The following is a 22184-nucleotide window of genomic DNA, read 5'->3' on the forward strand; positions in this document are numbered from 1 at the left end:
CGCCATGACCGCCGCCGCCGCACCGGCGCGTTTCACCGGCCGTACGGCCCTTCTCACCGCGGCCGCCTCCGGGATCGGGGCGGCCACCGCCCGCCGACTGGCGGCGGACGGAGCGTCCGTCCTCGTCACCGACCTGGACGCCGAGGGCGTTCGTCGCGGCGCCGAGGAGATCCGCGCCGCAGGAGGGCGGGTGCGGGACCAGCGGCTCGACGTCACCTCGCCGGGTCAGTGGGCCGAGGCTGCCGCCGAGCCCGAGCCCGAGCCCGAGCCCGAGCCCGAGCCCGAGTCCTGGGCCGGTCAGCGGCGCCCCTGCTGAGGACGGCCGTCGGCGAAGCGCCGGGCACGGGGCTATGCCAGAGACGTCCACACGCTCTTGACCTCGGTGTACAGGTCGAGCGCCCCGCTGCCCATCTCGCGTCCCCAGCCGCTGGCGCCGAAGCCGCCCCAGGGGGCCGAGGCGTCCACGGGGTTGGGCATGTTGATGAAGACCGTTCCGGCGCGGATGTTCCCGGCGACGCGGTGGGCGGTGGCCACGTCACGGGTCCAGACGGCGGCGGCGAGGCCGTATTCGGTGTCGTTGGCGCGGGCGACCGCCTCGTCCTCGTCGTCGTAGGGGAGGACGCAGAGTACGGGGCCGAAGATCTCCTCACGGGCGATGCGCATGTCGTCGCTGACACCGGTGAACACGGTGGGCCGGTAGAAGAAGCCGGGGAGGTCCTCGGCGCGGGATCCACCGGTGAGCAGGGTCGCCCCCTCCTCGACGCCGCTGCGGACCAGTGCGTCCACATGGTCGAGGTGGTCGGCGGTGACCAGCGGGCCAAGTTCCGTCTCCGGCGCGCTGCCCGGTCCGAGCCGCATCTGGCCGACGGCCTTGGCGCAGCGCTCGGCGAACTCGTCGGCGAGGGAGCGGTGGACGAGGAAGCGGGTGTACGCGGCGCACACCTGCCCGCTGTTGAGGAGCGAGCCCTGCAGGCAGCCTGCGACGGCCGCGTCGAGGTCGGCGTCGGGCAGCACGATGCTCGGCGCCTTGCCGCCCAGCTCCAGCGAGACCCGCTTCAGATTGCCGGCCGAGGCCCGCACGATCGCGCGTCCGGTCTCCGTGGAGCCGGTGAAGGACACCTTGTCGACGCCCGGGTGCTCGACCAGGGCGCGGCCGGCCTCCGGCCCGCCGGTCAGCAGGTTCACCACACCGTCCGGCACGCCCGCCTCCCGGCACAGCTCGACCAGCCGGACCGTCGTCATGGGCGTCTGTTCGGCGGGCTTCACGATGACCGTGTTGCCGCACGCCAGGGCGGGTGCGATCTTCCAACTGGCGATCATCAGCGGGAAGTTCCACGGTGTGATGAGGGCACAGACCCCGACCGGCTCCCGCTTCGTGTACTGCAGCACGTTCGGGAAGGACACGGGTGCCGTCTCACCGTAGAGCTTGGTGACCCATCCGGCGTAGTAACGGAAGTGCTCCGCCGCGCTCCTGACACTCACCATCCGCGAGATCCCGAGCGGCTGTCCCTGGTCGCGGGTCTCCAACGCGGCCAGTTCCTCAGCGTGTTCGTCGATGAGGTCGCCGACGCGCCATAGGACACGGGCGCGTTCGGCGGGTGCGAGCCCTGCCCAGGCGGGGCTTTCGAGCGCAGCTCGCGCGGCGGTGACGGCGTTGTCCACGTCGAGTGGTCCGGCGTCGGCGCAGCGGGCGTGCGTCTGACCGGTCGCCGGGTCGACGGTGTCGAACTCGGCGCCGTTGGCGGCCGACAGCCAGGTGCCGCCGATGAAGAGGGTCTGCCCCATTGCTGTGCTCCTCATTACTGTGCGTCGAATCCTGATGCGTCAAGGACGAAGTCGGCACACCGCTCGCCGATCATGACGGCGGGTGCGTGGGTGTTGCCGGAGGTGACGGCCGGCATGACGGAGGCGTCGGCGATCCGCAGTCCCGTAAGGCCGTGGACGGCCAGGCGAGGGTCGACGACCGCCTCCGGGCCGGTGCCCATGCGGCAGGTGCCGACCTGGTGGTGGTAGCTGAGTAGATTGCGCTTGATGTACGCGGCGATCTCGGTGTCCGTGTGGATGCCGGGGCCGGGTGCGATCTCCTTCGACCGCCAGTCGCCGAGCGCCTGTTGAGCCCCGATTTCGCGGACCTGCTTGACCGCCTCCACCATGGCGGCGAGGTCGCTCGGCTCGGCGAAGTGGTTCGGGTCGAGCGCCGGCGCCTGCGTCGGGTCGGCGGAGCGCAGCCACAGCCGGCCCCGGCTGAGCGGGCGGATCGTGCCCGCCAGCACGGAGTACCCGTGGCCCTCCTCCGGCACCGTCTGCCCCGCGACGGGCACCGGTACGTGTGACATCAGGGGCTGCAGGTCGGGTGCTGGCAACGAGGGGTCGGTCTTGGCGAAGTAGTGGGCCTCCAGCTTGTTCGCGGTGCCCTCGGGCACGGCCCTGGCCGACTCCCACACCACCGGCGTGAGGGTGTGGTCGTGCAGGTTCCCGCCCACCCCGGGCAGGTCGGTGGTCACACCGATACCGAGGGCACGCAGTTCGTCGGCGGGGCCGATGCCGCTGAGCAGCAACAACTGCGCCGAGCCTATGGTTCCGGCGGACAGGACCACATCACCCGAGCAGCGAACGGTGTCCGTGCGGCCCTGGTGCAGCAGCTCGACGCCGACCGCGCGGCCGCCCTCGACGAGGACACGGGTCACCAGCGCCCCGGTCCGTACCGTGAGGAGAGGGTTGTCGAGGACCGGCTGCACGAAGGCTGTCCAGGAGCTGACCCGTCTGCCGTCGCGGATGGTGCGGTGGATGAGGTTCACACCGAGGATCTCCTCGGCGTTGCAGTCGTCGTTGTTGGGGATGCCGTACTGCTCGCAGGCCGCCATGAACGCGCTGGTGACCGGGTTGGGCGCGTGGTTGCGGGTGACGGGCAGCGGGCCGCCGGCGCCGTGGTAGGCGGACGGGCCGTCCTCGAAGTCCTCCGAGCGTTTGAAGTACGGCAGCACCTCGTCGTACGACCAGCCGGTCGCGCCGTACCGCGCAGCCCAGTCGTCGTAGTCGGAGCGGTGGCCCCGGACGTAGATCATGCCGTTGAGGGCACTGGATCCGCCGAGGACCTTGCCGCGCGGCCAGAACACCTGGGTTCCGTCCGCATGGCGCTGGGGCTCGGTGGTGTAGGCGTGATCCTGGGGAGAGTTCCAGAGTTCCCACAGGCGGCCCGGGTCGTGGATGGCCGGGTTGTCGTCCCGTCCACCCGTCTCGATCAGCAGAACGCTTCGGCCGGCGTCGACGAGCCTGCGCGCGATGGCGCAGCCCGCGGACCCGGCGCCGACCACGATGTGGTCGTAATCAGTGTGTGCGGCTCCCATGGGGTGAGCGTCGCTCCACCGGTGGGGTGCGGGCTTGTGGTCCTGTGCACGAAGCCTTGCTGCGGCGGGCACGAAGGGCCCGCCGCCTCCTTCTCACTGCCGCGAGCGGCGCGCACCGGCGAAGTCCCGGGCATCGGCGAAGGCCTGTGCGGGGCGCTGACGACCGGCTACGGGCACTGTGGCGTCGTGCGCGCCTCGCGCGGGCTCATGCCGTACACGGACTTGAAGGCGTGACTGAAATAGGCCGGGTCGGGGTAGCCCCAGCGGCCACCGATGGCGGCGACCGGCAGATGGGCCAGGGCGGGGTCGGTGAGGTCGCGTCGGCACTGGGTCAGGCGCCGCTCCCGGATCCAGCCGGAGACGGTGTGGCCCTGCTCGGCGAGCAGTTTGTAGAGGTAGCGGCGGGAGATGTGGTGGGCGGCGGCGATCTCGTCCGGACCGAGGTGCGGATCGGTGAGCCGCTGTTCCATGTACATGAGGATCCGCCGGGTCAGCACGTCCCGGCCTTCTTCGCGGGCTCCCGGCGGGACCTCGCCGTACGGTGCCAGGAGAGCCTGGAGCAGGTCGACGACGGTGTCCGCGAACCGTGGCGCCGCCACGGACTCCAGCTCCTCCACCTGCTGCGCCAGCCCTCTCAGGAAAGGCAGGACGACCGGCCCGACACCCGTCCGGCAGGGCACGGGGACCGCTGTGACCCGCTCGATCCCCGCCTCGGGCAGCCTGAGCAGGGCTCTGGGGAGCATGAGGACGAGTTGGCGATAGGGGTGCTCGAACTCGAGGGTGTACGGGAAGCGGGTGTCGTAGAGGGCCAGTCCGCCCGGTCCCAGAAGCACCTGCCGGTCCTTCTGCGCCAGCACGCACTGCCCCGACAACTGCAGGCTCACCTTCACGAGGTCCGGCAGGTCGGGGGCGATGTGCCGACGCGTATGGGTCACACCGTGCGGATCCGCCTCGACGACCGAGACCTGGACGGGGCCGAGCCGGGCGCTGCGCAGACGGCCCCGGAAGTCCGGCGTCTCGCGGGGCACCGCGTCCAGGGGGACGAAGCTGCTCTTGATGAGCGTCCGCCAGAAGTCGAAACGTTCCGCAGGACTCCCGTCCGGCGGTGTGGTCACGGTGGGCACGGCAGTCCTCCTTCCAAAAGGTTGGTGCACAGTACGACAAACCAGTGCCAACGCAACAGTCGTCGCAGGCCCCGGGGCAGGACAGTGTCCACCCGCGCCCACCGCGCACCGCTCCAGGAGGTCCTCGCCCCATCCACGGAAAACGGCCCCGGCCCCGCCTCTTGTCAGAGGGGAGCCGGGGCCGATCGCCTGGTGCTCAGGCGGCCCCGGAGCCGGCCGGAGCCGGGTCGGGCGACGCGCTCGGGCCGGACGGCGCGGACCCGGACCGGCGGCGCAGGACCGCCGGGGCCGTCTCGCGCAGCCCGAGCGACAGCAGGACGACGACCACCGCGCCCGCCGCGGAGATGTACATGGCGGCCCGCAGTCCCCAGGTGTCCGACGCCCACCCGGCGATCACCGGGGCGAGGAAGCCGCCCGCGAGCTCACCGATGCCCATGACCAGTCCCAGCGCGGTGGCGAGCGCGCCGCGCGGCACGGTCTCGGCGGGGATCGTCGCCATGAACAGGGTGAAGCAGCCCAGACCCGTGTACGTGAGGAGGACGAGCACGCCGAGCAGCAGCGGGCTGCCCACGTACATCACGGCCAGCGGGCAGAGCGCGGCGACGGCGGTGAACGCGATCAGGGTGGCCTTCCGCCCGAACCGGTCCGAGACGGCCGGGGTGAGGAAGCCCCAGATGACCCAGGCGACTCCGAAGCAGGTCATGACCGTGCTCATCGTGCCCGGCGAGAAGCCCTTCACCGTGGTGAGGTATACCGGGGTGAAGGTGATGATGACGAAGAACCAGGTCATGTAGGCGCAGGAGATCAGCACGCACAGGACGATGTTGCGGTGCCCGAGGATCTCGCGGATCGTCGGTTTCCGGCCGGCCGCATCGGCCGCGTCGCCCGGCGCGGCCTTCGCGGCCGCCACGACGCCACCGGGCGGTACCTCCTTCACGGACCGCCAGATCCAGAGGGCGAGCAGCAGGCCCGGGACGATGGTCACGAGGAACGCGGTGCGCCAGTGGTAGTGCTCCGCGACCCACACGACCACCAGGGGGCACAGGATCCCGCCGAGCAGGCCGGCCGAGGAACCCTGGAGCAGTCCCATGTTCAGCCCGCGCCGGTGCTCCTGAGACGCCTCGACCATCAGGGACTGCGCCGACGGCAGCACGGCGCCCTCGGCGATTCCCATCAGGGCTCGCGCCACCAGCAGCGCCGCGAATCCCGCGACCAGGCCGCCCACCGCCGAGAAGGCGGAGAACAGCAGCACGGCGGCGATGATGACGGGCTTGCGTCTGCCCAGGCGGTCCACCAGCCGGCCCGAGAACATGCCCGACAGCGCCCAGGCCAGGGCCAGCATGCCGGAGAGAGTGCCCAGCGCCGTGTTGGACAGGTGGAAGTCCTCGTTGATGAACGGGACGAGGAAGAGCAGGGCCTGCCGGTCGAAGAAGACGAAGCCGAAGGTGAGGAAGAGGATGAAGAGCAGTTTGTTCTCGTAGCGGCGCGCCGCGCGGTCCGCGCCACGGTCGGAGCCGGGCGGGGGAGTCGGGTCGAGCATCATGGCCTCGCTTGCGGGCTTGAGTGGTGTCCCTGAATGGCATGGGCGGCCGGACTCGTGGGGGAGTCGAGGGCCGGAGCGGCTGCCGGACGGTCGCCGCGCCCCTCAGCGCCGCCGGAGCGGCCTGCGGCGCTGTCTTCGTGCGCCGGGGCGCCCGTGCCGGAAGACCGCCGACCGGCGACTGGACGAAAGACGCACGGCCACGGGCGGAATTCCTGTCGGAAGGGTGCGCCCGGCGGAGCCGACGGGCTTGCCGTGGTGTGCACGGGTTCTTGTGAAGCCGGGCATGGCTGCTACGCCCGGCCGACTACACGTACCCGGTGGTACGCGCATCCCGGGGGCTGACCCCGTAGGCCGCCTTGAAGGTGTGGCTGAACTGGGCCGGGTCGGGATAGCCCCACCGGCTGCCCACGGCGCCGACGGGCAGATGGGCGAGCGCGGGGTCGGTGAGGTCGCGTCGGCATTGGGTGAGCCGCCGCTCCCGGATCCAGCCGGAGACGGTGTGCCCCTGCTCGGCCAGGAGCTTGTACAGGTAGCGGCGGGAGATGTGGTGGGCGGCCGCGACCCGGTCCGGGCCCAGTTCGGGGTCGGCCAGCCGCTGCTCCATGTACGTGAAGATGCGCTGCCGGAGCACCTCCCGCCCGTCGGCCTCCAGAGTGTGCGACGCGCGGCTGTGCTGTGCGAGCAGGGTGCCGACCAGGTCGACGGCGCTGTCGGCGACCTGGGGTGAGCCCAGGCACTCCAGCTCCCGAACCTGGTTGGCGAGGCCGCGCAGGAAGGGCTGGACCACCGGTCCGAGCCCTGCACGGCAGGAAATGGCGGTCGCGTTCAGGCGTGCCAGTTCCTGATCGGTCAGCCGGAGCAGGGCGCGGGGGAACATCAGCACGAGCATGCGGTACGGCAGGTCGAAGTCGAGGCTGTACGGCCGGCGCGTGTCGTACACAGCCAGCTCACCGGGGGCGAGCTCGGTTTGACGGTCTGCCTGGGCCAGTCGGCAGCGGCCGGCCAGTTGAAGGCTCACTTTGACGAAGTCGGGCTGGTCGGCCGCGATGTGCCGGGGAGTGTGGATGATCCCGTGCGGCTGCGCGGTCACGACGGACACCTGCACGGCGCCGAGGTGTGCGGTGTGCAGGGACGCGTGGAAGTCGCGGGCCTCGCCCGGCAGAGCCTCCAACGGTACGAAGCTCCGGCGGACGGTCTCCCGCCAGAGCTCGAAGCGCCCGGCGGACGTGTCGTTCCGTGGCGTCGTCATTGACGGCATGGTGGTCTCCTCAGCGGCTCGGGGGCCCCGCGGCTCGGGGCCCCCGGGTGACTCAGCCGAGTCCGTCCGCGCCGACCTGCACGGCGGACTCGTCGAGCAGGGCGTCGGAGACGGGTTGCGGCCGTCCGTTCAGATCGAGGACCGGCGTGGCCTCCTTGTACCAGGACTCGATGACCGCGTTGCCCCAGAAGTCGCGGCGGCGGTCGTCGTGGACGTTCCAGCGGTACGTCTCGTGGTCGGGGTCGCCGGTGTAGTAGTCGGAGGTGTAGATCTCGACCCGGTGGCCGTCGCAGTCACGCAGGTAGAGGTAGAAGGCGTTGGAGACACCGTGCCGGCCGGGCCCGCGCTCGATGTGGTGCTCCTTGCGCAGGGCGCCGAAGATGTCGGCGCTGCGCAGGACCTGGTGGGACTCGTGGGTGGCAACGCCGAGGTGGTGCAGGCGTGGCCCGGCGCCGCCGGTGAAGGCGACGTCGTGGACGGTCTGCTTGCGGTACATCCAGGCGGCGTACAGCTCGTGCTCGTCGCCCTCGATGGTCTCGGAGCAGCCGAAGCCGAGGGACTTGTAGTGGGCGTAGGCGGCCGGGATGTCGGGGGTGCAGATGTTGAAGTGGTCGAGGCGGGCGATCTCGGCGCCGTGGCGGAGGTCGTAGCGCTGGATGAGGCGTTCGGCGCGGTCGATCTCGTGGAAGAACTCCACGGGGAAGCCCAGGGGGTCGATGACGCGGACGGCGTCACCGATGCCGTGGGTGCCCTCGCCCTTCTTCACCCGCTTGACCGGGCGGCCGAGTTCGCTGAAGAACCTCTCCGCCTTGTCGACGTCCTCCGGTGTGCGGACCCGGTAGGCGATGTGGTCCAGGGCCGCGATCTCACCCTTGCGTAGCACCAGGGAGTGGTGGGTGAGTTCGTCGGTGCCGCGCAGGTACAGCGACTCGGCGTCCTCGTACTGGACGTGGAAGCCGAGCATGTCGACCCAGAACCAGCGGGCGGCGCCGAGGTCGGTGACGGCCAGTTGGGCGTAGGCGGACCGGATGACGTCAGGTGCCGGTGCGGTCATGAAATGGCTCCGAAACGGGGAGTGTGGACGTCGCCGAGGGCGACGTGGACGATCTTCGACTCGGTGTAGAAGTCGATGGAGTGCGCGCCGCCCTCGCGGCCCACGCCGGACGCCTTGACCCCGCCGAAGGGGGTGCGCAGGTCACGGACGTTGTGGGAGTTGATCCAGATCATTCCGGAGTCGACGGCGTGGGCGATGCGGTGGCCGCGCTTGAGGTTCGAGGTCCAGATGTAGGCGGCCAGGCCGAACTGGGTGGCGTTGGCCAGCTCGATCGCCTCGGCCTCGTCGTCGAACGGGGCGACGGCGACGACGGGGCCGAAGATCTCCTCCTGGAAGATCCGGGCGTCGCGCTCGACGTCGGCGAAGACGGTGGGCTGGAGGTAGTTGCCGTCCGGCAGGTGGTCGGGGCGGGTGCCGCCGGCGACGAGTCGGGCTTCCTTCTTGCCGATCTCGACGTAGTTCAGGACCCGCGCGTAGTGCTCCGGGTGGACCAGTGCGCCGACCTCCGTGGCGGGGTCGGCGGGCAGCCCGACGCGGACGTTCGCCGCCCGTTCGGCCAGTCGCCGGGTGAACTCCTCGTACAACGGGCGCTCGACGAGGACCCGTGAACCGGCCGTGCAGCGCTCGCCGTTGAGGGAGAACACGCCGAAGACGACCGAGTCGAGGGCGGCTTCGACGTCGGCGTCGGCGAAGACGACGGCCGGAGACTTGCCGCCCAGTTCCATGGAGGTGGTCTTCAGGTGCTGGGCGGAGGAGCGGATGATGTGGCGGCCTGTGTCGGTCGACCCGGTGAAGGAGATCAGCGGGACGTCCGGGTGGTCGACGAGTGCCTGGCCCGCCTCCTCGCCGATGCCGTGCACGATGTTCACCACCCCGGCCGGGACGCCGGCCTCGGCGAAGATCTCCGGCCACAGGGACGCGGACAGCGGCGTCCACTCGGCGGGCTTGAGGACGAGCGTGCAGCCGGAGGCCAGGGCCGGTGCCAGTTTCCAGCTCTCCAGCATGAACGGGGTGTTCCAGGGCGTGATCAGCCCGGCGACCCCGACCGGCCGGCGCACGGCGTAGGAGAACTGCTCCTCGCCCTGCCGGAACGCCTCCTCACCGAGTGCGACGATCACGTCCGCGAAGTAGCGGAAGTTCTCCGCCGCCCGCCGGGCCTGGCCACGCGCCTGGCTGATGGGGAGCCCGGTGTCGTAGGACTCGAAGGCGCCGAGCTTGTCGTGGCGGGCCTCGACGGCGTCCGCGATGCGGTACAGCGTGTTCGCGCGGGCCCGGTTGGACAGCCCGGCCCACTCGGGGAAGGCGGCGCTCGCCGCTGCCACCGCACGCTCGACGTCGGCCGCCGAACCGCGCGCGGCCTGGGCGTAGGCGGTGTTGGACACCGGATCGCAGACGTCGAACGTCCGCCCGTCGGCGGCGTCGACTAGCTCACCGCCGATCCAGTGCCGGATGATCGAAGGCAGGTTCTCAGGAGTCACTTCTCGGTTCCGATCTGTGCGGTGAGGTCGCCGCCCTCCGCGAGCAGCGCGCGGATCTTCGCCAGGCCCGCGTCGGTCGGAGATACGAGGGGCGGGCGGACGAAGTCCGAGGCGATGCGGCTCTGTTGGGCGAGCACCCACTTGGCGGGGGCGGGGTTGGTCTCGACGAACAGCAGGTCCACCAGCGGGTGCAGCCGGTAGTGCAGGTCACGCGCGGCGTCGAAGTCGCCCGCCTCCCACAGCTCGTACATCCGTGCCACGGCGGTCGGGGCCAGGTTGGCGACGGCCGACACGAACCCGGCACCCCCCAGCGCCAGCAGCGGCAGACAGAGCAGCTCGATGCCCGACCACACCAGCAGTGAACGCCCGCACGCGTGCAGCACACGCGAGAAGTGCTCGAAGTCCTTCGTCGTCTCCTTGACTCCGACGAAGTTGTCGAAGTCGGTGAACAGCCGCTTCACCGTCTCCGGGTCGATGTCCACGGCCGTGCGCGAGGGCACGTTGTAGGCCACGATCGGCAGGTCCGGGAACTCGCGGGCCACTGTCGCGTACCACTGATAGAGCGCCTCCTGGGTGGGGCGCGCGTAGTACGGCGTGATGACGAGCGCCGCGTCTGCCCCCAACTCCCTTGCAGATGCTGTGAGTTCAAGGGTCTCGTCGAGCTTGTGGGAACCGGTGCCGGGCAGGAACGGCACCCGGTCGCCGATCTCCTCCACCGCCGTACGCATGGCCGCGATCCGCTCGGCGACGCTCTGCGCGCTCGGCTCGCCGGTCGAACCGCCCAGCGAGATGCCGTGCGAGCCGGACTCGAGCTGGAAGCGGATCAGGCCGCGCAGGCTGTCGTGGTCGACGGCACCGTCCGCGGTGAATGGTGTGACGACGGGGGCGATGGACCCGCGGATGCCCGACGGGTCGCTGCGGAACTTCATTGTGTCTCTCCCTTGCACCAGTTCTGGTAGGCGTCCTGCCAGGCTGGCCCCAGCGGATACAGGCCTTCGACGCTCTCGCCCGCCGCGACCCGCTCGGTGATGAAGCGCTCTTGGCGCTCCTGCTCCCGGCAGTCGACGAGCAGTTCCTCGACGAGGTCCGGCGGGACGACGATCACGCCGTCGGAGTCCCCGACGATCAGGTCCCCGGGCTGGACCAGGGCGCCGCCGCAGGCGATCGGCACACCGGTGTCCCACGGGACGTGCCGGCGGCCGAGGACCGAGGGGTGGGCGCCGGCCGCGTACACCGGCAGGCCGAGGTCCGCGATGGCGGCGGCGTCGCGCACGGCACCGTCGGTGACGACGCCGGCCGCCCCGCGCTTGAGGGCCCTCAGCGCGAGGATGTCGCCGAGTGTGCCCGCGGTCGCGTCGCGGCGGGCGTCCATCACCAGGACATGGCCGGGCCGCACCTCTTCGATCGCCCGCTTCTGGGCGTTCATGCCGGTGCCGTACCGCTTGAACAGGTCTTCGCGCAGCGGCAGATAGCGCAGCGTGTGGGCGACACCCACCATCGTCCCGCCGTCGGATCCGACCGGTCGTATGCCGTCGACGGACATGTGCGGCAGGCCGCGTGCGCGCAGCTGGGCGCTGAGCGTGGCCACGGCGACCGAGCGCAGTCCGTCCGCGAGGAGCGGGTCGAGCAGCGGCTCCGGTAGGTAGGCCGAGCCGTATGCCGACTCGCGCTCGGCTTCGTCGTTCCTGGGCATGGCCCCGTAGGGGGCGAGCGGGTCGCCGTCGGCGATCGGGTTGCGCAGCCGCCCGGTGGACAGCTCCCCGCACGTGACCTCGACCTCGACGAGGTCACCGGGACGGACGACCGAAGCGCCGGCCGGCGTACCGGTGAGGATCACGTCCCCAGGCTCCAGGGTGACCAGCCGGGACAGGTCCGCGACCAGCTGCCCGAAGGGAAACAGCAGCGTGTCCGTCGTGTCGTCCTGCACCAGCTCGCCGTTGACCCAGGTGCTCAGTCTCAGCCCGGCCGGTTCGACCTCGCGGGCGTCCAGCAGCCGTGGCCCCAGGGGCGTGAACCCGTCGGCGCCCTTGGAGCGGAGGTTGGAGCCCCGGTCGGCGTACCGCAGGTCGTACACGCCCGCGTCGTTGGCGGCCGTCACCCAGCGGACGTACGACCAGCCGTCCTCCGGCGCCACGCGCTGGGCACGCGAGCCGATGACGAGGGCGATCTCCCCCTCGAAACCGAGGAGTTCACAGCCCGCCGGCCGGACGATCGCTTCCTTGGTGCCCGCCAGTGACGACGGCGGTTTGAGGAAGTACGACGGCTGGGCGGGGACGCGGCCCCGTTCCTTGGCTCGGCTGGGGTAGTTGAGGTGAACGGCGATGATCTTCGATGGGGGATTCCCCAGCGGGTGCGCCATCAGGAACGCTCCAGGAACGCCTGCACCTTGGCCTTGTAGGGCTCGCGGTCGTAGGACTTCACGTACGCGCCGGCCATGCGGACCGGGTCGCCGAAGAAGTAGTACTCGTACAGCGCCTGGCGGCTGGAGAACGCGGAGATGCAGGTGTCCCACACGAGCCGGAACAGCTTGACGCGCTCGGGGCCGGTCAGGGTCGCGGACTGCAGGTACGCCTCGATGTCGGCGGCCGCCGGTCCGTTGATGTCGAGTTCGGTCGGGGTGGCCATCAGGCCGGAGGCGCCGAGCTTGCGCAGGATCTGCGGGAAGCGCTGGTAGAGCTTGGGGTAGAGGTTGCGGGCCGCGTTGAGCGGGGCGAAGGCGGGGGTGAGCACGCCGTACTCGTTGACCTGGGCGTCGGCCTCGGCGGCGCGCAGGAAGGCGCGGAGCATCTCCAGCGTGGTGATGATCTCGGCGATGTCCTCCTGCACGTGCTGGAACTGCTCGATGCCGATGGCCTCGGTGAGCAGCGTCACCAGGCCGAGGATGTACTCGGTCTTGGCGGTGGTGCGGGTGACGACCTGGTGGGTCATGTGCACCACGGAGGAGGTCTGCGAGTAGAAGCCGTTGCACAGGTCGGCGTCGCCGATGGCGAAACACCGCTCGTAGGGCACGTGCACGTCGTCGAAGACGACCACGCAGTCCGACTCCTCGAAGCGCGAGGCGAGAGGGTGGTCGTGGCGCGGGCGGTCGTAGTCGAGGGGCTCGCGGGCGACGTAGCGCAGACCCGGGGCGTCGTTGGGGATGGCGAAGGCGTACGAGTACGGCTTGTCCTCGGGAGTGCCGCGCAGCACGGTCGAGGGGAACACCAGCATCTCGTCGGCGAAGGGGGCGATGGTGGCGAGCATGCGCGCGCCCCGGATCACGATGCCGTTGTCGTCCTCCTTCACGATCCGCGCGGCGAGCTTGCCGCCCGCCTGCTGGGTGCCGGCGACCGAGCGGTTGACCTGCGGCGGGATCAGCGTGTGGGTGCACAGCAGGTCCTCTTCGCGGACCTTCTCGTAGTAGCGCAGGATGTTCTCGCCGAAGGCCGGGTTGGCCTGGGCGAACCAGTCGGCGGCCGAGGCGAGCGCCATCAGCGAGCTGTTCATGTAGTCGCCGGTGCGGCCCAGCATGCCGTTGCTGTGGTCGGCCCACACCTTGAACGCCTTGCGCCGCTTGACCAGGTCCTCCGGGGTCTTCGGGGTGAGGAAGGAGGTGCCGACCGGCTCGCCGGACGTGGGCGAGGTGTAGGTCAGGACGTCCTTGTGCTCGGCGGAGTGCTGGAGGTCGTACAACTCGGCGTAGCTGCGCACCACGTTGCGGAAGGCCGGGTGGTCCTGGATGCCGCCGGTGACGGTCTCGCCCTGGATGTGGACGGTGGGGCGGGAGGCGGAGAGTCGCTCGAGGTATTCCTTGCCGGTGCGTGCGGCCATGTTCGTGCTCCTGGGATGTGCGTGGGCGGGGAGAAGGGCAGGTCAGATGAGGTGTTCGATGCCGTCGGTGGCCTCGGTCGCGGTACCGAATCGGCTCCAGGCGTAGGTGAGGGCGTCACCGTCGCGGTGGCCGAGGTCGGTGACGCGGCCGAGGACGAGGGTGTGGTCGCCGCCGTCGTAGGTGCGCCAGGTCTCGCACTCGATCCAGGCCAGTGGATGCGCGAGGCGCGGGACGCGGGCGTCGGCCGCCCAGCGGGGCTCGGCCGCGCCCTGGACACCGGCGAACTGCCGAGCCAGGGGCTCCTGTTCGGCGCCGAGGATGTTCACGCAGAACGGCCGGTCGAGCAGCTGGTCGTGGCAGCGGGCGCGTCGGGCGACGCTGATCAGCACCAGCGGGGGCTCGGCCGAGACGGAGGTGAAGGAGTTCATGGTGGCGCCGCGCGGTCCGTCGTCTCCTTCGTATGTCACGACGGTGACGCCGGTGGTGAAGCGGGACATACAGGCGCGCAGGGCGCCGGGGCTCGGTGGAGCGAGGGCTTCGGGCATGGGGTTACTCCCTTGGCAAGGCCCGGCCGGGCATCGAGCGGGATGCCCGGCCGCAGTCCGACTGGTGCCGTGAGGGGGGGGCGAATCGTTAGGTAAGCGGATCAAAGTATGTAATCAATGCTTTGATTAATTCGGGACCGTACCCCCGGGAACCTCGCTTGGGAACCCCCGACGCCGAAGTTTCCGCTCGCCGGAAACCTTGCGGGGTGGCGGCCGACACGTCCTTGTGCCACACGGGCCAGGCGGCAGGCGGCAGGCTGACGCCGGCGCAAGGTGGGGGTGAGTGGACGGGCGGACGGCTACCGGGGCCTTCGGCCTACACTCCGGATGTGCCCCAGGAGCAGCCGGACAACGAACAACTGGACTTCTGGTCGTTCATCGACCACGCGATCTCGCGCACCGCCCGGGAGATTCCGGACGTGGACCCGCTCGCCATGCGCCTGGTGCTCACTCTCCACAGGGCCGCGAACATGCTGGTCTATGACCTGGAATCCACCGTCCATCGACCACGCGGGTGGTCCTGGGCGGGTTTCCGGGTGCTCTTCGCGGTCTGGCTCACCGGGACGGTCGAGGCGAAGAAGGTTGCCGAGCTGTCCGGAATGAGCCGTGCCGCCGTCTCCGCGTTGGTGGCCACACTGGAGCGGGACGGCCTCCTCTCCAAGGAGCGCGCCCCGCACGACAAGCGTGCCGTTCACCTGACCCTGACCCCGCAGGGCCGGGCAGCGATCAGTGAGGCCTTCCGCGAGCACAACGCGCGCGAACAGGAATGGGCGGGCTCGCTGAGCAGGGAGGAACAGGCTACGTTGATCGCCCTGCTCGGGAAGCTGACAGCGCACTCGGTGCACTTCGAAGCACGTCATCGTGCGTGACGGAGCCGACCCTGGAACACTCGGCAGACGCCATCAGCACTGAAACGCGCCGTTTCCGAGAGGCCATGGCCCCTTCGTGGGCGCGGGCAGTACTGGTCAAGGACGTCCAGTGAGCTGCCGAGCCCGGAACCCTCGTGAGTGACGAAGGGGACGATGGCGGAGTACTGATCTGTGTCAGGCACGGCACCCTTGCCTGGGGCGCGGTGACCCGCACCGTGCCGCACGGCGTCGAGGACGCCTGTCCGCCCACTGTGTCGGCGACTCGGTCGATGGTCCTCCTCGTACGCTGCGGCCTCGGCTGCCTCCGACGGAAGCCGTGGGCCGAACTCGGGAGCGCGCCCGCGGTGGTGGCGGAAGGCGGAGAACCTGTCGTGCTGGAACGTCACACCGCCGCTGTCCGACGTGCTCCCGACCCGGGGTCCGCCTGCGCGGCCAGGCCGGCTCGGAGCCCCATGCGGCCTGGATGAGCAGGCGGGGCACTACGCCTTGAGGCGTCCATCCACCGTGGAGCAGTCGCCCCATGTTTCCCCTTGTGCGATCGGAGACGAGGCTCCATTATCAGGAATCCTGTTACTTTAACTCTGTAGCGATAGGTTGAGCCGTGCCATTCAAGTCCAGAATTCAGGCCAGAGGGATCCAGCTGCTGCTCGGCCCGATGATGAGCCGCGTGCACAAGGATCTGCGCTTCACCGACATCCCGAAGCGCACGGAATCCATCCGGGTGGAGACCGGCGCCGGGCCGGTGACCTGCACCGTCTACCGCCCGTCGGCCGCCGCAGCCCCTGCTCCCGTGTACGTCAACTTCCACGGCGGCGGTTTCGTGGTCGCCCGCCCCGAGCAGGACGACCACATCTGCCGCTACATAGCAGCCACGGCCGGATGCGTGGTGATCAACGTGGACTACGCCGTCGCCCCGCAGAGGCCGTACCCCGTACCCGTCACTCAGGCCTACGACGTCACCGCCTGGGTGGCTGAGAACGGCTCCGCCAACAACTGGGACGGCTCGCGACTCGCCGTGGGCGGACACAGTGCCGGGGCCAACCTGACCGCCGCGGTCTGCCGCACAGCTCGGGACCGCGGCACCTTCACGCCCCGCCTCCAGATCATCGACTCGGCACCCCTCGACCAGCTCGCCGACCCCGCCACCAAGCAGTCACCCATTGCCAAGCCCCTGCTCACCCCTTCGCTCATGCGGGTCTTCACCGCCGCCTACGTCCCGGATCCCGCCGGCCTCGCCCATCCGCTGGTGTCGCCCGGACTGGCCGACGACCTTGCCGGACTGCCGCCGGCCCTGGTCATCACCGCGGAAAACGACCGCCTGCGCGACGAGGGCGACGCCTACGCCAAGGCCCTGGAGGCTGCCGGCGTTCCGGTCACCCACCGTTGCTTCGAGGGCGTCGACCACTACTTCACCCACACCGGTCCGGTACCGGCCGGAAAGGAAGCCATCGATCTGATGGCCACCACCCTGCGCACGGCACTCAGCGACTGACGCTGACGGGCTGCGTTGTCGAGAGCCGACCGACATGAACCGTGGTGCCCCGCCCATGCGTTCGAGGAGCGGGGCGTGCCGATCGCAGGGCTGCTGGCCACGGCCGAGAGTCGCTGCCTCCGCCCGCATGATGACGGCCGGCGGCGAACCCTGGAGCCCGAGCTTGAAGCCGTCGTGGCTGCGCGCGAAGCCCAGTGCGGCATGGAAGCGGTGCGTGTCCTCGCGCCGCTTGTTGCTCGTCAACTGGACAGTTGCTCGTCAAGTGGAGAAGCGCGCAGCCACGCGCGCTCGCCCGCGCGATCACGCGCCCCATCAAGGTCCGGCCGGGCCCGCCGCCTCGCCGGTCCGCGCGGATGCGCACGTCCTCGATCAGGGCCTGCTCGGCACCACCCTGGCCGAGCCCAGGGATATACGTAGAAGGCGCGGAGGCCAGCATGGTGCTGGACATGGATGTCCCTGACGCCCTCTTCGGCCCAGCCAGGACCGAACGCTGTGTGCAGGTTGGGGCCCGCGGCCTCCAGCGGACGCCGAGCGAGACGTCCGCCAGGAAGGCTGATGCTCGACGCACCCTGTCCGGGGTCAGGCGGACGAAGGGCGGTTGCTCGTCGGGAGTCGCGGCGTCGGACGGTGGTCACCTGCCCTTCCCGGTCACGCCGCAGCGGGCACTGCGAGGCTTCGCCCTGGCGCCTTTCTAGCCAGCGAGGTCCATACCTACGATGGGAAATGAGTGATGGCGCCGCCCTCGCTCTCACACCGGGGCCGACCGGAAGGTGTGCAGGACATGGCAAAGCAGCGGGACCGCTGGGCGGAACTGACAGGCGGACAAACTGGTGAGGAGTACGCCCGACGGTTCGCGCAACTCGCTGAATCAGGCCACGACATTCACGGCGAGGCCGCCTTCTGTGCCGCGCTGCTGAAACCCGCCGCCCGAATACTCGATGCCGGCTGTGGCACCGGGCGGATCGCGATCCGGCTGGCCGAGCTGGGCCACCACTGCACGGGCGTGGACGTCGACCTCTCCATGCTCGCGGTCGCCCGTCGCAACGCCCCCACGCAGCATTGGCTCCACGGTGACCTGGCCTGCCTGGACAGCCTCGGTCTGGAACCCGGCTTCGACCTGGCGCTCGCCGCCGGAAACGTCATCCCCTTGCTGGCACCCGGCACCGAACCAGCTGTTGTCCGGCAGCTGGCCGCCGTCCTGCGCCCCGGCGGACTGCTGATCACCGGCATGGGACTGGACGCGGAACACCTGCCATTGCCGGAACCGCCAGTGAGCCTGACGGAATTCGACCATTGGTGCGCGCAGGCTGGACTAACCCTGCGGCAGCGCTTCGCCACTTGGGACGGCGACCCTTACCATCAGGGCGGCGGCTATGCCGTCAGCGTGCACGCCCGCCCCATCGACTGAGTCCGAGCCCTGCGTGTTGGCTGGTCCCCTGGACCGCGGTCGTCGCCGGACTCCTCACCGACCAGCAGGCAACCCACCACTCAGGACACCGCTGACAGCCACGTGAACATGATCATGAGAGTGATCGCCAGGGTGAACACGTCCTCACACCGGCGAGGTCGTCGGCTTCGGTCAGGTGGAAAGCGCGGCTTCGAGCATCCGCCGGACCACTGTGGTCAGCTCGGTCACATCGGGCAGCGGGCGGGTCGTGGCCAGCGCGCCGGCGAGCCGGTCGTACAGCAGGCCGTCGGTCCAGGCGACGAGCAGATCCGCTGCCGGCGCCGGCCGGGGAGCCCCGAGCGCTGCCAGCAGGGCGGTGGCCCGGGACCGTGCGGCGAGGCCCGCGTTCCGCAGGTCGGCACGTAGCTCCGGCCGACGGGCTGCCTCCAGGCTGAGTTCGAAGCGGGCGGCTTTCGCTCTGTCCCTGCGCAGGGCGGTCCCCGCCGCTCGCGCGGGCTCGTGACGTGACGCAGGCCATGAGGAATGTTCAGGTGGTCCACGTCCTCCTTCCGCTTGAGACGCCGTCAAGGACGAAGCACAGACAATGCCGTGGACGAGACGTCAAGCGTCTGCGCTGCGCTGCGCGGCCGCGACCGGACTGATCCTTGCTCTACGTGTCGATGCGGGCGCCCGGCGTACGGCGTCCGCCCGGGCAGCGGTGACGCTCGCGGCGGCGACCGGGGCGTCGATGTGCCCGACCTGTTCGGCCCAGGCGCGTATACATGCGCTGAAGTGGGGTCGTCGACCACCGGGAGCAGAATTCGCCGACCTCGACACTCTCCGTGACTCGCATCAGATGCGGGAAGCCCGCATCCTGTGCGAGTTGCCAGATAAGCCCCAGGTCAGGCCGATCCGAGGGCTGGCGGCTGCTTTCACCGGTTCGACGGGGTGGGGTGGTGTGTGAGGTGGTCGGGGAGGGTTCGGGAGTTACAGGACGGGGACAACTCGGTGCAACCGTGTACCACCCGCCCGCGTCTCCGACCGTGCCCAGCGGGAATGCTGGGCCAAAGTGCGACTGGGAGTGACGAGTGAACCGATCCAGGGGATGTGCGAGACGGGTGTCCCAGATGGTCGCCGCGGGGCTGATCTCGGGGCTGGTCGTGGCCTGCGGGCCGAAGGATCTGGCCCCGGGAGAAGCGGCGGGGAGCGGGAAGCCGGGCAAGGCCTCGGAGCCCGCGACCGCCACACCGGCAAAGACCCCCGACAGTCCGGCGAAGACGCCCGGCACCCCCACCAAGACCCCGTCCCCGAAGCCCAGCGGCACAGCAGCCGGGGGCGGCGCCAAGGCCCTAACCTGCGAGCAGTTGCAGAACGCGTCCCTGGAAGGCGGAGGGCTGGAGGGGTACGGCATTTCGGGAGCCGCTCTCAGCGGAGGACGTTGGGAGGGCGCGGACGATGTCGTGATCGAGCTGCAGCCGCAGTGCGCCATCGGTGACGTCACCGGGGACAGCGCGCACGACGCCGTGGGTGTGTTGAAGATTTCGACCGGGGGCACCGGGAGGTTCTACACGCTGGTGACGTGGCGCAACGACGACGGCACCCCCGTCCCCGCGGCCGCCGCCGAGCTCGGCGACCGCACACCCGTGGTCTCCATCGACATCGCGTCCGCCGGGGGACCGGGACAGGTGACCGTTGTCTACCGGACACGCGGCGAGGACGATCCGGCGGCCGTCGTCACCCTCACCCGTACCGCGGTGTACGAGGTCAGCGAGCCCGCCATGGTTGAGCTGCACCACAGCGACGCCCCGTACACGCCGTAGAAAGACGTGCGCGAGGGACGATGTCCTACACCCGGACGACGCTCTGGAGCTGGACCGTGCCCTGGCCGAGGAGACCCAAGAGCCGAAGGTGCTGCGCCGCGCGGGCAGCGATCGCCGTTCGTTCCGCGGCACCTTGGTTCACGTCGTGGACAACACCAGCTTCACCACGGCGCCACGCTCACGCACGGCGCCACGCTCACGCACGGCGCCACGCTCACGCACGGCGCCACGCTCACGCACGGCGCCACGCTCACGCACGGCGCCACGCTCACGCACGGCGCCACGCTCACGGTCGTCGGGACCTCCCGTGTCACCGGGCGAGTGGAGGCGGGGGAGAGGGAGCCGCGGGTGAACAGGCCCTCGCGCCAGGCGGGTGGCAGGCGGTGGGCAAGTCATCAACACGGGGGTGGCCGCGGCGGGTTCAACAAGGCATCGGTGAGGTTGACGGCGAGGACGGCGGCGAGGTGGCGCGAGGCGGCAGGGCCTTCCAACGGACGCCGAAGGAGTCGATGAGGAAGGCCCCGCCGTGTTCACGCCCGCACGGCGGTAATCAGCACTCCGCCCTTGGCCTGGATCTTCAATGTCGTCCCGTCCCACGTCACCGGCAGCGGAAACGGTGTGGTGTCCACCGGCGAGCCGGGATCCCCCTGGCCGGCCGATTCGTCGTGTCCCCATTGCAGGGTCAGCGAGGCGCTGTCGGCGACCCTCCCCGGCATCCCTGAAGCGGTCCAGACGTTGTCCGTGCTGACCTGGTCCAACCGGACCTGAACCCTGTCCCCGGAGAGTTCGAACGAGCCCGTCGTGTCCCCGTTGTCGAGGCTCCACCTGCGACCCGTGATCTCGATCAGCGCGTATTCGTCGTTGACCTGTCCCTGCGGGGTGAACGATAGGTTCCACGAACCACGCACGAACGCCTCGACAGTCGCCCCGGCGAGGGTGGCCTTACCGCGCTTGTCCGACGTCGTGGCGCCGGGCCCGCCATCGTCGTTCTTCTTGCCGCACGCGGCGAGCGCGAGACCTACCAGGCCGAGTCCCCCGTACCTGATCGCGTCCCGTCTCCCGACGATCTTCTGCAGCTGTCTGAACTCTCTCAACACTGAGCGGTGCCTCCTTGTGATGCGATGGGACGTTTCCGGGCCGCAGGGGCGACCCGTCCGCTGGTCATCCGAAGAGCTTGGCGGCGGCCGGCTTCAGCGCCTGGGCAGCGGCGGACCGACCCGAGTGCCGCCGCCGGACGGGCCACCGGCCAGGCGGCCGCGGTTCGGTTCGTCGGCAGCGAGTCGCCGGCCACCTCTTCACCTCACCGCGTGCACGTGCGCGGTCGGCGCCTGCCATTGCCTGCCGTGCTCGGCGTACACGTCGCGCAGCCCCTTGAGCGACTCCTGGGGCGCCCCCCGTCCGTGTCCACGGGCGGGTCGCCGGAGGTGACGGATGCGAGAACGCCCGTGCTGACAGCGGTCGCCTCCGAACTGTCCATGATGCCGATGCCGTTGCTGCCCTGGCGGACGCCGATGCTGTGGTCGCCGCTCACACCCCTCCTTCTTCCGATGCTTCTGCCCGGCGCTGTTGTGATGTAGTCGTGGATCGTGGGGGTGTGGGACCGCGTCCCCGCGGCTCAGTTTTGACACCACTGTGAACCCACACGCGCCGCAAAAGGATCAGAAGCACCGTTCCCATGACACCGACACAAGACGGGGTGTAGCGCGTCAGTCCCAACCGGCGGCTGGATGCAACGCATAGTGGTCTGCCCTGGAACTGATGGGGTCGTGCCGCTGGAGCATTTGACTGTTCAGCAGTTACCGGAGGCCGCCATGCCCCCAGCCATCCGCCCGAGAGCCGCCGCCGTGTCCTCGATCCGGTCGAGTCCGGCTCGAAGGCCGCCGACGGCCGGCGCATCGCAGGCCTCGGCCACGCCTGAGCTGTGGGCAGCGGCAGGCCGGACGAGACGGTGCCGTCGTGGCGGGTGCCGAGGTGTTGGGAGAGTGACGCCGTGACGCCGTGACGTTCCAACGCCACCGCGGGTGGGTGGAACAGGCCGCCGACGCCGCCGTCAACCAGGCATGCCGCATGCTGCGGTTGCCGACCCTCCGGGGACGGTTCCCCGACGTGGCCGAAGCCGCCGCCCGCGACCAGATGTCGTTTCGCGGGTTCTTGGCCGAGCTGTTGATGGCCGAGTGCTGTGACCGGGCACGCCGACGCTTCGAGCGGCGGATCAAGGCCGCCGCCTTCCCGTGGGAGAAATCCATGTGGGGCTTCGACTTCGAAGCAACCCCCAGATCGACCCGGCTGTCATCCACACGCCGGCCACCTGCGACTGGGCAAGAAAGGGCCTGCCGCTCTGCCACACCCGGCTCCCGGGCCTCCGCTGAGTCGTACGAGACCGCGCCCACCGAGGGCGCGGGGACAACCACGCAGGGCCTCGGCTGGACGACGGCGCGCCAAGAGGGCGTGAAGAT

At 70.2% G+C, this 22184-nt stretch carries 19 protein-coding genes and 1 pseudogene; 6 read left to right on the forward strand and 14 right to left on the reverse strand.

What is annotated here, in order from left to right:
* Nucleotides 1–4: 4 nt before the first annotated feature.
* Entirely contained in the window at nt 5–316 is a 312-nt protein-coding gene (locus SGFS_RS50780; protein ID WP_286259653.1) for an SDR family NAD(P)-dependent oxidoreductase, read from the forward strand.
* 32 nt (nt 317–348) lie between these two features.
* On the opposite strand, the gene SGFS_RS50785 is transcribed toward SGFS_RS50780, so the two are convergent.
* The 11 genes from SGFS_RS50785 to SGFS_RS50835 all read right to left on the reverse strand — a co-directional run bounded on the left by SGFS_RS50785 (nt 349) and on the right by SGFS_RS50835 (nt 14160).
* Complete coding sequence (locus SGFS_RS50785) at nt 349–1785, reverse strand: aldehyde dehydrogenase family protein (RefSeq protein ID WP_286259654.1); 1437 nt, start codon at nt 1783–1785, stop codon at nt 349–351.
* 14 nt (nt 1786–1799) lie between these two features.
* Nucleotides 1800–3347: a GMC family oxidoreductase gene (locus tag SGFS_RS50790; RefSeq protein ID WP_286259655.1), complete on the reverse strand. Its 1548-nt coding sequence runs from the start codon at nt 3345–3347 to the stop codon at nt 1800–1802.
* 167 nt (nt 3348–3514) lie between these two features.
* Complete coding sequence (locus SGFS_RS50795; protein WP_286259656.1) at nt 3515–4471, reverse strand: AraC-like ligand-binding domain-containing protein; 957 nt, start codon at nt 4469–4471, stop codon at nt 3515–3517.
* 196 nt (nt 4472–4667) lie between these two features.
* Nucleotides 4668–6014, reverse strand: coding sequence for an MFS transporter (locus SGFS_RS50800; protein WP_286259657.1), 1347 nt, complete (start codon nt 6012–6014; stop codon nt 4668–4670).
* A gap of 304 nt (nt 6015–6318) precedes the next feature.
* Nucleotides 6319–7263, reverse strand: coding sequence for an AraC-like ligand-binding domain-containing protein (locus SGFS_RS50805; protein WP_286259658.1), 945 nt, complete (start codon nt 7261–7263; stop codon nt 6319–6321).
* A gap of 61 nt (nt 7264–7324) precedes the next feature.
* Nucleotides 7325–8326: a 3,4-dihydroxyphenylacetate 2,3-dioxygenase gene (gene hpaD / locus SGFS_RS50810; RefSeq protein ID WP_286259659.1), complete on the reverse strand. Its 1002-nt coding sequence runs from the start codon at nt 8324–8326 to the stop codon at nt 7325–7327.
* Nucleotides 8323–9804: a 5-carboxymethyl-2-hydroxymuconate semialdehyde dehydrogenase gene (gene hpaE, locus SGFS_RS50815; RefSeq protein ID WP_286259660.1), complete on the reverse strand. Its 1482-nt coding sequence runs from the start codon at nt 9802–9804 to the stop codon at nt 8323–8325. The genes hpaD and hpaE overlap by 4 nt, the downstream gene beginning before the upstream one ends.
* A complete protein-coding gene (dapA, locus tag SGFS_RS50820) occupies nt 9801–10733 on the reverse strand; it encodes a 4-hydroxy-tetrahydrodipicolinate synthase (RefSeq protein WP_286259661.1) in 933 nt (310 codons plus the stop codon). Before dapA ends, hpaE begins: the two co-directional genes overlap by 4 nt.
* Entirely contained in the window at nt 10730–12163 is a 1434-nt protein-coding gene (locus SGFS_RS50825) for a fumarylacetoacetate hydrolase family protein (RefSeq protein WP_286259663.1), read from the reverse strand. The genes dapA and SGFS_RS50825 overlap by 4 nt, the downstream gene beginning before the upstream one ends.
* Nucleotides 12163–13614 carry a 4-hydroxyphenylacetate 3-monooxygenase, oxygenase component gene (gene hpaB, locus SGFS_RS50830; protein WP_286259664.1) on the reverse strand — a complete coding sequence of 484 codons (1452 nt, stop codon included), beginning with the start codon at nt 13612–13614 and terminating at the stop codon, nt 12163–12165. The genes SGFS_RS50825 and hpaB overlap by 1 nt, the downstream gene beginning before the upstream one ends.
* Nucleotides 13615–13656: 42 nt before the next feature.
* Complete coding sequence (locus SGFS_RS50835; protein WP_286259665.1) at nt 13657–14160, reverse strand: flavin reductase family protein; 504 nt, start codon at nt 14158–14160, stop codon at nt 13657–13659.
* Nucleotides 14161–14489: 329 nt separating this feature from the next.
* Between SGFS_RS50835 and SGFS_RS50840 the strand changes: the two genes are divergently transcribed.
* From SGFS_RS50840 to SGFS_RS50850, 3 genes are all read left to right on the forward strand, one after another.
* On the forward strand, nt 14490–15029 hold the full coding sequence (locus SGFS_RS50840; RefSeq protein ID WP_286259666.1) for a MarR family winged helix-turn-helix transcriptional regulator: 540 nt from the start codon (nt 14490–14492) through the stop codon (nt 15027–15029).
* Between the two features lie 658 nt (nt 15030–15687).
* Nucleotides 15688–16521 (forward strand): alpha/beta hydrolase, encoded by an 834-nt coding sequence (locus tag SGFS_RS50845; protein WP_434028251.1) that lies wholly within the window; start codon nt 15688–15690, stop codon nt 16519–16521.
* A 781-nt stretch (nt 16522–17302) separates the two neighbouring features.
* Nucleotides 17303–17929, forward strand: a complete 627-nt coding sequence (locus SGFS_RS50850) for a class I SAM-dependent methyltransferase (protein WP_286259668.1) — start codon at nt 17303–17305, stop codon at nt 17927–17929.
* Between the two features lie 171 nt (nt 17930–18100).
* Here SGFS_RS50850 and SGFS_RS50855 read toward each other — a convergent pair whose 3' ends face one another.
* Complete coding sequence (locus SGFS_RS50855; RefSeq protein WP_286259669.1) at nt 18101–18496, reverse strand: hypothetical protein; 396 nt, start codon at nt 18494–18496, stop codon at nt 18101–18103.
* Nucleotides 18497–19035: 539 nt separating this feature from the next.
* Between SGFS_RS50855 and SGFS_RS50860 the strand changes: the two genes are divergently transcribed.
* Nucleotides 19036–19728, forward strand: coding sequence for a hypothetical protein (locus tag SGFS_RS50860; protein ID WP_286260439.1), 693 nt, complete (start codon nt 19036–19038; stop codon nt 19726–19728).
* Nucleotides 19729–19866: 138 nt separating this feature from the next.
* On the opposite strand, the gene SGFS_RS50865 is transcribed toward SGFS_RS50860, so the two are convergent.
* A complete protein-coding gene (locus SGFS_RS50865) occupies nt 19867–20004 on the reverse strand; it encodes a hypothetical protein (RefSeq protein ID WP_286259670.1) in 138 nt (45 codons plus the stop codon).
* Between the two features lie 254 nt (nt 20005–20258).
* The gene (locus tag SGFS_RS50870) at nt 20259–20822 is read right to left on the reverse strand and encodes a hypothetical protein (protein ID WP_286259671.1); all 564 of its coding nucleotides are present in this window, start codon (nt 20820–20822) and stop codon (nt 20259–20261) included.
* Between the two features lie 904 nt (nt 20823–21726).
* Between SGFS_RS50870 and SGFS_RS50875 the strand changes: the two are divergent.
* Nucleotides 21727–22070: pseudogene (locus tag SGFS_RS50875) on the forward strand (ATP-binding protein); the annotation flags it as partial.
* Nucleotides 22071–22184: the final 114 nt, after the last annotated feature.

Source organism: Streptomyces graminofaciens (assembly GCF_030294945.1).
GTDB classification, from domain to species: Bacteria; Actinomycetota; Actinomycetes; order Streptomycetales; family Streptomycetaceae; genus Streptomyces; species Streptomyces graminofaciens.